Below are 12627 nucleotides of genomic sequence, written 5' to 3'. Positions count from 1 at the left end.
CATCTACACATTTTCAATGTGATAGTGCGTAGCAGCTGTCGAGCCCTGGCGAGGCTGCGTTTGCGGTCTGTCTGACACACCGCTGACGCAGCCTCGCCAGGGCTCGACAGCTGCTACGCAGAGGGCTCGCTCAAGATGTGTAGATACTTATGCTGCGATAGGATCAACTCGGTCCGTCAGTGACGCTGAGGCGATGCCATCGCAGGCAAGCCAGCTCCCACACAGGCCCAGCTCTGAGGCTGGGCCTGGCGGTGTTGTTTAGACCGCTACAGCACGCGGCTCGCTGCGACGGATCGCACGCACTTTATGCAGCGTATCGGCGCAGGTCCGCGCCGCTTCCTGGCCTTTGTGCACGAAGTGCTCGTAGAAAAAGGTGTGGTGCTCAGTGCCCGCATGGAAGTGATGCGGTGTCAGCGATACCGAGAACACCGGCACTTCAGTTTCCAGCTGCACCTGCATCAACCCGCTGACGACCGATTGGGCCACGAATTCGTGACGGTAGATGCCGCCATCCACCACCAGCGCAGCAGCGACGATACCGGCGTAGCGGCCGGTCTTGGCCAGCAGCTTGGCGTGCAGGGGCATTTCAAAGGCGCCGCCGACTTCAAAGAAATCAATATCCGATTCCTGGTAGCCCTGGGCGATCATTTCGGCGAGGAAGCCTTTGCGCGATTGGTCGACAATATCCTTGTGCCAGCAGGCCTGGATAAACGCGACGCGCTCGCCGTGATGGTTTTTGCTTTTGCTGTCGATCGCAGTGGGTTGCATGTTCTGACTCCTGTTTAAGAAAAAAACAGGGCGTTATGAATCGAATGGGATTTAAGGGTACGCAAGCACACTTCGTGCGCGGCCCTTAGGTGCCAATCCCGTTCTCTCTTCATCCGGACTATGACCGTCGGCCCCGGGATCACACCGGGTCTGCTGACCTTGTCGCCGTCCTGCGTGAGCAGTTCGAGGCGCCAAGCGCTCGCGGGCTATACACATTGCGTGTAATTACCGCCGGTGGGGAATTGCACCCCGCCCTGAGAACGTTGCCACCAGAACTCTGGCGGCGGAGAGTTTTTAACACGGTTTTTCGCAAACTGCACGATCGCTGTATCGATAAGCTATATCGGTTTGTTTGGTTGGTATTCGATTGAATGCAGCGGGGGCTTGATATTCCGTGGCTTTGCCCGCAGTAATCATTCACAAAAAGAACTTACTGAACCCCTGGAGGCTTGTTTCATGTCCGTGATTGACCTGCGCAGCGACACTGTGACCCAACCCACTCCCGGCATGCTCGACGCCATGGCTACTGCTGTCAGCGGCGATGACGTGTATGGCGAAGACCCCAGCGTCAATCGTCTGGAGGCCGAGTTGGCCAAGCGCCTGGGCTTTGCCGCTGCGCTGTTCGTGCCCACCGGCACCATGAGCAACCTGCTGGCGTTGATGGCTCACTGTGAGCGTGGCGAGGAATACATCGTCGGCCAGCAGGCCCACACCTACAAATACGAAGGTGGCGGCGCAGCGGTGTTGGGTTCGATCCAACCGCAACCGCTGGACATGCAGGCAGATGGTTCCCTGGACCTGGACCAGGTGCTGGCGGCGATCAAGCCGGACGACTTCCATTTCGCCCGCACGCGCCTGCTGGCGCTGGAAAACACCATGCAAGGCAAGGTATTGCCGCTGGACTACCTGGCGAAGGCGCGGGCATTCACCCGTGAACAGGGCCTGGCCCTGCATTTGGACGGCGCACGGCTCTACAACGCAGCGGTCAAGCTGGGCGTGGAGGCGCGCGAGATTGCCAAGCACTTTGATTCGGTGTCGGTGTGCCTGTCCAAGGGCCTTGGCGCGCCGATTGGCTCGGTGTTGTGCGGTTCCACGGCGTTGATCGCCAAGGCCAGGCGCCTGCGCAAGATGGTCGGCGGCGGCATGCGCCAGGCCGGTTCCCTGGCGGCGGCGGGGCTGTATGCGCTGGACCACCAGGTGCAGCGCCTGGCCGACGACCACGCCAACGCCCAATGGCTGGGCGATGAGCTGCGCAAAGTGGGTTATGAAGTGGAGCCGGTACAGACCAACATGGTCTACGTGCAGATCGGTGATCGGGCCGAAGCCTTGAAGGTTTTTGCCGCCGAGCGCGGGATCAAGTTGAGCACTGCACCGCGCCTGCGCATGGTCACCCATATGGATGTCAGCCGGGCGCAGATCGAGCAAGTCGTGCAGGCATTCGTCGAGTTTTCGCGCAAATGAGCGTGCAGACCGTCTAATTGAACCTTTCAATCGTATAAACACGCTGTACCCCCGGCAAAGGGCCGATATAATGCGGCCCTTTGCCGTCGCTCCGTCTGATGATGTTGCGCATTGGCCTTTGGCCGCAGCCTCCGTGGAAGAACCTAATGAAAAGCGCAGAAATCCGTGAAGCCTTCCTTCGCTTCTTCGAAGAGCAAGGTCACACCCGTGTCGCCTCCAGCTCCTTGATCCCAGGCAATGACCCAACCCTGCTGTTCACTAACGCGGGGATGAACCAGTTCAAGGACTGCTTCCTGGGCCAGGAAAAGCGCGCCTACACCCGCGCCACCAGCAGCCAGAAGTGCGTGCGTGCCGGCGGCAAGAACAGTGACCTGGAAAACGTGGGCTACACCGCCCGCCACCACACGTTCTTCGAAATGCTGGGTAACTTCAGCTTTGGTGACTATTTCAAGAAAGATGCGATTACGTTCGCCTGGACCTTCCTGACCGGCGTGTTGAAGCTGCCAAAGGAAAAACTCTGGGTAACCGTGTACGCCACGGACGACGAAGCGTACGACATCTGGACCAAGGAAATCGGCGTGCCCGTCGAGCGCATGATTCGCATCGGCGACAACAAGGGCGCCCCGTACGCTTCCGACAACTTCTGGACCATGGGCGATACCGGCCCGTGTGGCCCTTGCACCGAGATCTTCTACGACCACGGCGCCGACATCTGGGGTGGCCCACCGGGTTCGCCGGAAGAAGACGGCGACCGTTACATCGAGATCTGGAACAACGTGTTCATGCAGTTCAACCGCACCGCCGATGGCGTGTTGCATCCGCTGCCTGCGCCGTCGGTGGATACCGGCATGGGCCTGGAGCGGATCAGTGCGGTGATGCAGCACGTTCACTCCAACTACGAAATCGACCTGTTCACCAACTTGTTGAGCGCGTCGGCCGCGGCCATTGGTTGTGCCAATGAAAGCCAGTCTTCGCTCAAGGTGGTGTCTGACCACATCCGTTCCTGCGGTTTCCTGATCGCCGACGGTGTGTTGCCATCCAACGAAGGCCGTGGCTATGTGCTGCGCCGTATCATCCGTCGCGCCTGCCGTCACGGTAACAAGCTGGGCGCCACTGGCAGCTTCTTCTACAAAATCGTGGCCGCACTGGTTGCCGAGATGGGCGAAGCCTTCCCGGAACTCAAACAGCAGCAAAGCAATATCGAGCGCGTGCTCAAGGCTGAGGAGGAGCAGTTCTCCAAGACCCTCGAACACGGCCTGAAAATCCTGGAGCAGGACCTGGCTGAACTCAAAGGCACCGTGGTGCCTGGCGATGTGGTGTTCAAGCTGTATGACACCTATGGCTTTCCGATGGACCTGACCGCCGACATCGCCCGTGAGCGTGAGCTGACCATTGATGAGGCCGGTTTTGAGCGTGAGATGGAAGCCCAGCGCGTGCGTGCCCGCTCCGCCAGTTCCTTCGGCCTGGACTACAACACCCTGGTCAAGGTTGACGTGCCTACCGAATTCATCGGTTACAAGGCTACCGTTGGCGCTGCCAAGATCGTTGCCATCTATAAAGACGGCAAGTCGGTCGACGTGTTGAGTGAAGGCGAAGAGGCGGTTGTGGTCCTGGACCAGACGCCGTTCTACGCCGAGTCGGGTGGCCAGATTGGTGACTGTGGTTTCCTGAGTTCGACGTCCGGCCGTTTTGAGGTGCGCGACACCACCAAGACCGGCGGTGCGTTCCTGCATCACGGTGTGTTGGTGCTGGGCAACTTGACGGTCGGTGCGCCGGTGGACACTCAGGTCGATGCCGATGTACGCCATGCGACGGCGTTGAATCACTCGGCCACTCACCTGCTGCACGCCGCGCTGCGCCAGGTACTGGGCGAGCACGTCCAGCAGAAAGGTTCGTTGGTCGACAGCCAGCGCCTGCGCTTCGACTTCAGCCACTTTGAAGCGATCAAGCCCGAGCAGATCAAGGCCCTGGAAGACATCGTCAACGCTGAGATTCGCAAGAACACCGCGGTAGAAACCGAAGAAACCGACATCGAGACCGCCAAGGCCAAAGGCGCCATGGCGCTGTTCGGCGAGAAGTACGGCGACAACGTGCGTGTATTGAGCATGGGCGGCAGTTTCTCTGTGGAACTGTGTGGCGGTATCCACGCCAACCGTACCGGCGACATCGCCCTGCTGAAAATCATCAGCGAAGGGGGTGGCGTCCGGTGTGCGTCGTATCGAGGCCGTCACCGGCGCTGCGGCCCTGGCCTACCTCAATGCGGCTGAAGAACAACTCAAGGAAGCGGCCAGCCTGGTCAAGGGCAGCCGTGACAACCTGATCGACAAGCTGTCCGCTGTGCTGGAGCGCAACCGTGCGCTGGAGAAACAGCTGGAGCAGTTGCAGGCCAAGGCGGCCAGTGCGGCGGGCGACGATTTGTCGGCTTCTGCGGTGGACGTCAAGGATGTGAAAGTGTTGGCTGCGCGCCTGGACGGTCAGGACGGCAAGGCGCTGTTGGCCTTGGTCGATCAGTTGAAGAACAAGCTCGGCCGCGCAGTGATCCTGCTCGGCGGTGTCCATGAGGATAAGGTCGTTCTGGTTGCCGGTGTAACCAAGGACCTGACTGGCCAACTCAAGGCCGGTGATTTGATGAAGCAAGCCGCCGCGGCAGTGGGCGGGAAGGGCGGCGGTCGTCCGGACATGGCGCAAGGCGGTGGTGTAGACGCTGGCGCCCTGGACGCAGCCCTGGCCCTGACCGTGCCGTTTGTCGAGGCAGGTATTTAAGGCACTGTTAATCAGCCCGTGGTCTAGTCGCGGGCTGGTTCGGTGCTGGTTGATTGGTTATCAGGCGCCCCTTTACGGGCTGAGGCGGCTTAGAAATGGCTTTGATCGTACAGAAATTTGGAGGCACCTCGGTCGGCTCTGTCGAAAGAATCGAGCAGGTGGCCGACAAGGTTAAGAAGTTCCGCGATGCTGGCGACGACCTGGTGGTGGTGCTGTCGGCCATGAGCGGCGAGACCAATCGCCTGATCGATCTGGCCAAGGCAATCAGTGGTGATCAACAGCCGCTCCCGCGTGAGCTGGATGTGATCGTGTCCACCGGCGAGCAGGTGACCATCGCCTTGCTGGCCATGGCGCTGAATAAGCGCGGTGTGCCGGCGGTGTCCTACACTGGCAGCCAGGTGCGTATCCTCACTGACAGCGCGCATACCAAGGCGCGCATCCTGCAAATTGATGATCAGAAAATTCGTACTGATCTGAAAGCCGGCCGCGTGGTAGTTGTGGCGGGCTTCCAGGGTGTGGATGAGCAGGGCAATATCACCACCCTCGGGCGTGGCGGTTCAGATACCACCGGCGTGGCGCTGGCGGCGGCGCTCAAGGCCGATGAATGCCAGATTTACACCGATGTGGATGGCGTCTATACCACCGATCCGCGTGTGGTGTCCGTGGCTCAGCGCCTGGATAAGATCACCTTTGAAGAGATGCTGGAAATGGCCAGCCTTGGTTCCAAGGTGTTGCAGATCCGCGCGGTGGAGTTTGCCGGCAAGTACAACGTTCCGCTGCGCGTATTGCACAGCTTCAAAGAGGGTCCGGGCACCCTCATTACTATTGATGAAGAGGAATCCATGGAACAGCCAATCATTTCCGGTATCGCTTTCAACCGTGATGAAGCCAAGCTGACCATCCGTGGCGTGCCAGACACCCCGGGCGTGGCGTTCAAGATCCTGGGCCCTATCAGCGGCGCGAACATCGAAGTCGACATGATCGTGCAGAACGTTTCGCACGATAACACCACCGATTTCACCTTCACCGTGCACCGCAACGAGTACGATGCGGCGGAACGGATCCTGCAGAACACTGCGCAGGAAATCAGTGCCCGCGAAGTGATCGGCGACACCAAGATTGCCAAGGTGTCGATCGTGGGTGTGGGCATGCGTTCCCATGCCGGCGTTGCCAGCCGTATGTTTGAGGCCCTGGCCAAGGAAAGCATCAATATCCAGATGATTTCCACCTCCGAAATCAAGGTTTCGGTGGTGATCGAAGAGAAGTACCTGGAACTGGCTGTACGTGCGCTGCATACCGCTTTTGAGCTGGACGCTCCGGCCCGACAGGGCGAGTGATGCAGTGCCAGAAAGGCGCGGTTTACCGCGCCTTTCATTTTTTGTAGGGCGCATGTTCTTTTGCGTGGGCTCGACAATACTTAGGTGGTAGGGCTACGGCTTTTGGGTTGTAGGTCGAATGCCTTTTTTTTGCAGACTGTTGTTCCTGAACTGAAATGCGTGAGGAGAAAGGTATGTTGATTCTGACTCGTCGTTGCGCAGAAAGCCTGATTATCGGTGATGGCGAAATCACCGTGACCGTGCTCGGCGTCAAAGGCAATCAAGTACGTATCGGGGTTAACGCTCCGAAAGAGGTAGCGGTGCACCGCGAGGAAATCTACCTGCGGATCAAGAAAGAGAAGGACGAAGAACCAAGCCTTTAATTTTTATCGTTTTTTATGTTTGCAAACGGGGATGAACGTGGTTAATATACGCCCCGTGTTGCGGAGAGCTGGCCGAGTGGCCGAAGGCGCTCCCCTGCTAAGGGAGTACACCTCAAAAGGGTGTCGGGGGTTCGAATCCCCCGTTCTCCGCCATTATTTGCTTAGTACGTTGCAATCTGGTTTTTTCGGTAAGTTGTTGAAATTACTCGAAAAAATAGCTTTACATAGAGATTGAACGGCCTATAATGCGCGGCAACAAATGCACTCGTAGCTCAGCTGGATAGAGTACTCGGCTACGAACCGAGCGGTCACAGGTTCGAATCCTGTCGAGTGCACCATTTAAGAGTCAGTTGCAGCAATGCAGGTGATTCGGTTACAACCAGTTGTGATCTGGTCTAAAAACACAATCTGCACTCGTAGCTCAGCTGGATAGAGTACTCGGCTACGAACCGAGCGGTCACAGGTTCGAATCCTGTCGAGTGCACCATACAAACAAAAAGCCCGCCTAGTGCGGGCTTTTTGCCGTCTGGGGTTTGTGTAGGATTTGTTCTTTTTCTCCTCTCTCATGTGTTTTCCTTCCACACTGCGTCGTCGCAGTTCATAGATGCAGCCAATGCTTAGCTTTGGCTCGCAAGCGCTTGTTCTTTCCAGTTTTTTAACGTTTAAAGTGGCCGGGCGGTGTATCATTGCGCCCGTCAGCCCCGCCGGGGCTTGTGGAATACCTCCATGGACTTACCCAGTAGTTACTCAGTACCCCGTTTTACCAATCATGAATTGACTGATTGATCCTTCCGGCGTGCCCCGCTGCTGGGAGTGGAGTTCGCCTATGACCGAAGTAGAAGTAAAGAAAAAAACACAAGACAGCCTGCAGGATCGCTTGGCTCAAGTCATCGAGCTGCTGCAGCGCCAGCGCGTGGTCGAAGACCTTACGCACCGCCAGGATGGTCCGAATAACGACTTGGTCGAAAACCTGGTCCATCGGCAAAACCTCGTCGAGCTGCAACGCAAGCTCGATGACCTGCACTCCGCCGACGTCGCCTATATTCTCGAAGCCCTGCCGCTGGATGACCGACTGGCCCTTTGGCAATTGGTCAAGGCTGATCGTGACGGCGACATCCTGCTCGAAGTATCTGACTCAGTCCGTGAAACCCTGATCGCCGACATGGACGATCACGAGCTCCTGGCGGCGGCCAAGGAGATGGACGCCGACGAGCTGGCTGACCTTGCCCCCGAACTGCCACGTGATGTTGTCCATGAGCTGATGGAAGCGCTGGACACGCAACAGCGCGAGCGCGTGCGCTCTGCGTTGTCTTACGATGAGGATCAAGTCGGCGCGCTGATGGACTTCGAGATGGTCACCATCCGCGAAGACGTTAGCCTGGAAGTGGTCCTGCGCTACCTGCGCCGGCTTAAAGAGCTGCCTGGTCACACCGACAAGCTGTTCGTGGTCGACTACGAAGGCATTCTCAAGGGTGTACTGCCGATCAAGCGTCTGCTGGTCAATGATCCGGACAAGATGGTTGCGGATTTGATGGCCAGCGATACGGTGAGTTTTCACCCGGATGAAGATGCCTACGACGCGGCGCAAGCGTTCGAGCGTTATGACTTGATCTCGGCGCCGGTGGTCGACAAGAACGGCAAATTGATTGGCCGTTTGACCATCGATGAGATCGTCGACCTGATTCGTGAAGAGAGTGAAACTGAAGTCCTCAACATGGCGGGTTTGCGTGAAGAGGAAGATATCTTTGCGTCGGTCTGGCGTTCGCTGCGTAACCGCTGGGCCTGGCTGGCGGTCAATCTGGTTACCGCCTTTATTGCCTCGCGGGTGATCGGCTTATTCGAAGGCTCCATTGAGAAGCTGGTAGCCCTGGCGGCATTGATGCCGATTGTGGCCGGTATTGGCGGCAACTCCGGCAACCAGACGATCACGATGATCGTGCGCGCGATGGCGCTGGACCAAGTGAGTACGGCTAACTCATCGCGTCTGTTGCGCAAAGAGCTGGCCGTGGGCCTGATCAACGGTTTGGTGTGGGGTGGGGTGATCGGTGTGGTGGCCTACTTGCTCTATGGCAGTTGGTCGCTTGGCGTGGTGATGACTGCTGCCATGACCCTCAACCTGCTGTTGGCGGCCCTGATGGGGGTATTGATCCCCATGACCCTGGCCCGTCTTGGACGCGACCCAGCGATGGGTGCCAGCGTGATGATCACAGCCATGACCGACAGTGGTGGCTTCTTCATCTTCCTGGGCCTGGCGACGATATTCCTGCTCTGATTCCATCCAGTGGGGGCAAATCTGCCCCCACCTCACATCCTCTTCCCGAATTGCGCGCAAAAAAAAGCCAGCACATGGCTGGCTTCGGCTTTCAGCTGCAAATCAATTGGCTTCTGCGGCCGCCTCAACGTCGTGCGCGATAAGCGAGACGAGAGCATTTTGCTGGCGGTGGGAAAGCTGACGAAAACGCTGCAGCAGTTCGCGTTCGTGCAGCGACAGCTCGGGGCTGTCCAGGCGCATGCTCAACTCTTCGCCCAACGCACCTTCCTGAATGAGGCTTTGTTCCAGGCGCGCGATGATTTCGGAGTTCATACTGCGGTGATGATTGCGAGCCACCTCGGCAATGCGTTCCCGCATTCCGTCTGGCAGACGTACGACGAACTTGTCAGCCGTACGGCTGGAATAAATTGCCTGTTTCAATGGGCGCATATATTTAACCGGTTAGTTCAGGGGAGCGGTTTTTGGAATTGGCCGCAAGATGATTGTTAAGACAAGACTCACGACCAAAGTTCAACCCGAATTGCAAAGAGGCCGCATCATGCCTCAGATTTGCCAGTTCCTTGGCGTCAATTCTGTGACAAATATTGAACCGACTAAAGGCTTTATGCCAGCACTCGTTTTTTTTTTTGCGGACTGGTTGGAAAAATCTTCTACGCGTGATTCCGCGATGGAACTTCCCGGAACTCCAGACCAGCACAGGGTTTGAGGCCGCACATCCTATAGCAAAGTGGCACTTTGCCCTTAGGTTTAAGACTAGTGGCAATTTGCCGATTAGCCAGAGCCAGGCGACATAAGGTAGGGGGAGATTAGCGCAGGACTGGGTCGAACTTGATACGACGACCGACAATGAGGGTGATCAACAACAGGCTGGCAAACACACCGGTGGCAATGAATGCGGTGGTTTGGCCGTCTTGCGATTCGGCGCCCAAGCCCACGGCGCCGGTGAAGGCGGTCAGGCACAAAAACAGCCAGGCAGATTTGGTCATTTACGATTTCCTTAGAAAACCCAGTGTTCAGATGCAGGTGCAGCGTGGGTGCCTTCGGTCAGGCGTACCGGCGATTGCGCGTTGGGCGTCATTACCGCCAGCTGCGGCCGCTGTTGCAGGTGATGCGGGACAGCCTGGCTGATCTGCGCGGGATCGTTAGCGCCAGTCGATTGAAAATGGAATGTAACCAATACAGCCAAGGCTACGGTGTTGAGGGCTAACAGAAGGGCACTGTTCATGGTCATGTTCTCCGCTTAACGCCGTGGCTTATTGAGTTTGTAGGAGAAGTATTGCAGGTCTCGTGCCAATCTATTAATCCATTAAAATCAATGGCTTGAGTGTACTTTAAAGGGTCGAAAGGTTGCAATTTGCAATGATGGCATTTTGAGGGAGTGCATTTTGCACGATGGCGGCAAGTGCCCGGGTTTACGGGGCGAAACTGCGATCAGCCCGGCAGGGATCGGCCTACACTCAAAAAGCCGACGGACGACATGACAAAACCCACCTCGGCCGTTAACATGCACGCCGTCCGTCGCCGTGCCCTTGGCCAGACGACTGTCATTTGTCCCAGTAGCTCAATTGGATAGAGCATCCCCCTCCTAAGGGGAAGGTTGGCCGTTCGAACCGGCCCTGGGACACCATCTACTTCAAGGCTTTCAGTTATCCTCCCTCTGCCCGGTACGGCATCTCCGTGCCCCGAGCTGCGCAGGCCATACTTGCGCAATGCCCCCGCTCAGCAGTCCACAGTCACTCCGGTGTAAAGCGTGCGCCCATCACCTGGAGAATGCAGGGGGGGCTTGCGCGTCACTTCTCAGAATTACATGGCTATGAGCTGATGGGCGTCGGTGCCTCTTACATCGGCTTCATTCGTGCTGAGCCGCCCGATATATCCCTGGCTGACCGCGTCGCGAAGGATTTTTGTGCGCTCTACAACACTGGCGATGAAAGCCTGCCAGCACAGGTTCGTGTAGCCACAGAGGCGATCTCCGGTCGCAGGCACCTGTGGTTGCGTTACGTGGAGTGACGCTGTGTGAAAGCGAGAAGCCCTGAGAGCTGAGCATTTTCGATACTTTTGTCGAACCTTGTCGGTGTTCAGGGCTCTCAGCACGTGCGCGGTGTATTTATCGCAACTTATGTACCTTGCAAGTGGCCGGGCAGCGTCTGAGCTATTACGCAAAATAATCCCCGGAAACAGCGCATGTTGCCTGTCCGGACCCGGCCACCCCGGACTATCATGCCGATAGCCCTACCTCTCACCGCAAGGAGCCGCTCGGAACGCCGATGCGCCAAATCTGGAAATCTTTTCGAGCCCTCTATTTCGCCTCTTTGATGATGCTGATCGGCTCCGGCTTGCTCAGTACCTACCTGGCCTTGCGCCTGGCGGCCGACCATGTCGACAGCCTGTGGGTGGGTGCGCTGATGGCGGCCAACTATTTTGGCCTGGTGCTGGGTGGCAAGATCGGGCACCGCCTGATTGCCCGGGTCGGGCATATCCGCGCCTATGCCACCTGTGCTGGCATTGTCGGCGCGGCGGTGCTGGGCCATGGCCTAGTCGACTGGCTGCCGGCCTGGATCGTGCTGCGGATCATCGTGGGCCTGGGGATGATGTGCCAGTACATGGTGATCGAAAGCTGGCTTAATGAGCAGGCCGACGCCAAGCAGCGTGGCGTGGTGTTCAGTGGCTACATGATTGCGTCCTATCTGGGCCTGGTGCTCGGCCAACTGATCCTGGTCATGCACCCCCAGCTTGGCCTTGAATTGCTGATGCTGGTCGCGCTGTGTTTTGCCCTGTGCCTGGTGCCGGTGGCCATGACCCGGCGTATTCACCCGGCAGCGCTGCATCCGGCGCCGATGGAGCCGCGCTTCTTTATCAAGCGCGTGCCGCAGTCACTGAGTACTGTGCTGGGGGCGGGCTTGATTGTCGGTTCTTTCTACGGTCTGGCGCCGCTCTATGCGTCGCAGCAAGGGCTCAGCACCGAGCAGGTCGGCTTGTTCATGGGTAGCTGCATTTTTGCCGGCTTGCTGGTGCAATGGCCGCTGGGCTGGTTGTCGGATCGGTATGACCGAGCACTGCTGATCCGCTGTTTTGCCTTGTGCCTCGCGGTGGCGGCATTGCCGCTGGCGATCATGACCAAAGTCCCGCTGGAAGTGCTGTTTGTCGCCGGGTTCCTGTGCTCGCTGGTGCAGTTTTGCCTGTACCCGTTGGCCGTGGCGTTTTCCAACGACCATGTCGAAGGCGATCGTCGGGTCTCCCTGACAGCGATGCTGCTGGTGACCTACGGTGTCGGCGCCAGCATCGGGCCGTTGTTGGCGGGCGTGGTGATGAAGCTCTTTGGCAGCCAGATGCTGTACGCGTTCTTCAGCCTGTGCGCGGTGATCCTGGTGTGGCGTATCCGGCCGAAAGCCGTGACCAACCTGCACCAAGTGGAAGATGCGCCACTGCATCACGTGGCAATGCCTGACAGTATGTCCAGTTCACCGCTGGTCGCTGCCCTGGACCCGCGGGTTGATGAGCAGGTGGTGCAAGAGCAGATGCAAAACACCGTTCCCGACCCGGAGCCGGAAATCGAGCCGCAACCACCGACGGATGAGCCGCCCTTTGAGGGGCCGCCGGAGCCGCTGGGGCCCGAAGAGCATCCGCATGACTTGAGCAGGGCGCGCCCCTGAAAGCAAAAACG

The 12627-nt window shown here is 58.1% G+C and carries 9 protein-coding genes, 4 tRNA genes, 1 pseudogene and 1 riboswitch; of the genes and pseudogenes, 10 read left to right on the top strand and 4 right to left on the bottom strand.

The annotated features are described in order from the left end of the window. Positions 1 to 258 precede the first annotated feature (258 nt). Complete coding sequence (locus AB4O35_RS27740; protein WP_065874001.1) at positions 259 to 768, bottom strand: 6,7-dimethyl-8-ribityllumazine synthase; 510 nt, start codon at positions 766 to 768, stop codon at positions 259 to 261. Positions 769 to 864: 96 nt separating this feature from the next. Beyond that, positions 865 to 1034: riboswitch (FMN riboswitch) on the bottom strand. A gap of 190 nt (positions 1035 to 1224) precedes the next feature. Here AB4O35_RS27740 and ltaE point away from each other — a divergent pair. The 8 genes and pseudogenes from ltaE (at position 1225) to mgtE (ending at position 8963) form a co-directional block, all read left to right on the top strand. Further along, positions 1225 to 2229, top strand: a complete 1005-nt coding sequence (gene ltaE / locus AB4O35_RS27735) for a low-specificity L-threonine aldolase (protein WP_065874000.1) — start codon at positions 1225 to 1227, stop codon at positions 2227 to 2229. A gap of 146 nt (positions 2230 to 2375) precedes the next feature. Beyond that, positions 2376 to 4992 (top strand): annotated as a pseudogene (alaS, locus tag AB4O35_RS27730) (alanine--tRNA ligase). 95 nt (positions 4993 to 5087) lie between these two features. Next, positions 5088 to 6329: an aspartate kinase gene (locus AB4O35_RS27725; protein WP_065873998.1), complete on the top strand. Its 1242-nt coding sequence runs from the start codon at positions 5088 to 5090 to the stop codon at positions 6327 to 6329. A 173-nt stretch (positions 6330 to 6502) separates the two neighbouring features. After that, positions 6503 to 6691, top strand: a complete 189-nt coding sequence (gene csrA / locus AB4O35_RS27720; RefSeq protein WP_003175645.1) for a carbon storage regulator CsrA — start codon at positions 6503 to 6505, stop codon at positions 6689 to 6691. Positions 6692 to 6753: 62 nt separating this feature from the next. After that, positions 6754 to 6844, top strand: a tRNA-Ser gene (locus AB4O35_RS27715). A 108-nt stretch (positions 6845 to 6952) separates the two neighbouring features. Next, positions 6953 to 7029, top strand: a tRNA-Arg gene (locus AB4O35_RS27710). A gap of 72 nt (positions 7030 to 7101) precedes the next feature. Further along, positions 7102 to 7178: transfer RNA gene (locus tag AB4O35_RS27705), tRNA-Arg, on the top strand. A 339-nt stretch (positions 7179 to 7517) separates the two neighbouring features. Continuing rightward, complete coding sequence (mgtE, locus tag AB4O35_RS27700; protein ID WP_065873997.1) at positions 7518 to 8963, top strand: magnesium transporter; 1446 nt, start codon at positions 7518 to 7520, stop codon at positions 8961 to 8963. A 102-nt stretch (positions 8964 to 9065) separates the two neighbouring features. On the opposite strand, the gene AB4O35_RS27695 is transcribed toward mgtE, so the two are convergent. The 3 genes from AB4O35_RS27695 to AB4O35_RS27685 all read right to left on the bottom strand — a co-directional run bounded on the left by AB4O35_RS27695 (position 9066) and on the right by AB4O35_RS27685 (position 10188). Next, positions 9066 to 9392 (bottom strand): Arc family DNA-binding protein, encoded by a 327-nt coding sequence (locus AB4O35_RS27695; RefSeq protein ID WP_003193592.1) that lies wholly within the window; start codon positions 9390 to 9392, stop codon positions 9066 to 9068. A 377-nt stretch (positions 9393 to 9769) separates the two neighbouring features. Then, positions 9770 to 9949: a PA3371 family protein gene (locus AB4O35_RS27690; RefSeq protein ID WP_065873996.1), complete on the bottom strand. Its 180-nt coding sequence runs from the start codon at positions 9947 to 9949 to the stop codon at positions 9770 to 9772. Positions 9950 to 9960: 11 nt separating this feature from the next. Next, on the bottom strand, positions 9961 to 10188 hold the full coding sequence (locus AB4O35_RS27685; protein ID WP_065874022.1) for a hypothetical protein: 228 nt from the start codon (positions 10186 to 10188) through the stop codon (positions 9961 to 9963). Positions 10189 to 10513: 325 nt separating this feature from the next. Between AB4O35_RS27685 and AB4O35_RS27680 the strand changes: the two genes are divergently transcribed. Together AB4O35_RS27680 and AB4O35_RS27675 are read left to right on the top strand one after the other, a co-directional pair. Next, positions 10514 to 10590 (top strand) — tRNA-Arg (locus AB4O35_RS27680). Between the two features lie 640 nt (positions 10591 to 11230). Next, on the top strand, positions 11231 to 12616 hold the full coding sequence (locus tag AB4O35_RS27675) for an MFS transporter (RefSeq protein ID WP_065889862.1): 1386 nt from the start codon (positions 11231 to 11233) through the stop codon (positions 12614 to 12616). The last annotated feature ends 11 nt before the right edge of the window (positions 12617 to 12627 follow it).

The organism is Pseudomonas sp. H1_A03, from assembly GCF_054685145.1.
Note: the sequence above shows the minus strand (reverse complement) of the source record. Positions and strands in the feature narration are given on the sequence as shown.

Bases quoted from the DNA above. Each gene is read 5' to 3' on its own strand.
- ltaE (WP_065874000.1), top strand. From the start codon at position 1,225: ATGTCCGTGATTGACCTGCGCAGCGACACTGTGACCCAACCCACTCCC.
- mgtE (WP_065873997.1), top strand. From the start codon at position 7,518: ATGACCGAAGTAGAAGTAAAGAAAAAAACACAAGACAGCCTGCAGGAT.
- AB4O35_RS27690 (WP_065873996.1), bottom strand. From the start codon at position 9,949: ATGACCAAATCTGCCTGGCTGTTTTTGTGCCTGACCGCCTTCACCGGC.
- AB4O35_RS27695 (WP_003193592.1), bottom strand. From the start codon at position 9,392: ATGCGCCCATTGAAACAGGCAATTTATTCCAGCCGTACGGCTGACAAG.
- csrA (WP_003175645.1), top strand. From the start codon at position 6,503: ATGTTGATTCTGACTCGTCGTTGCGCAGAAAGCCTGATTATCGGTGAT.
- AB4O35_RS27740 (WP_065874001.1), bottom strand. From the start codon at position 768: ATGCAACCCACTGCGATCGACAGCAAAAGCAAAAACCATCACGGCGAG.
- AB4O35_RS27675 (WP_065889862.1), top strand. From the start codon at position 11,231: ATGCGCCAAATCTGGAAATCTTTTCGAGCCCTCTATTTCGCCTCTTTG.
- AB4O35_RS27725 (WP_065873998.1), top strand. From the start codon at position 5,088: ATGGCTTTGATCGTACAGAAATTTGGAGGCACCTCGGTCGGCTCTGTC.
- AB4O35_RS27685 (WP_065874022.1), bottom strand. From the start codon at position 10,188: ATGAACAGTGCCCTTCTGTTAGCCCTCAACACCGTAGCCTTGGCTGTA.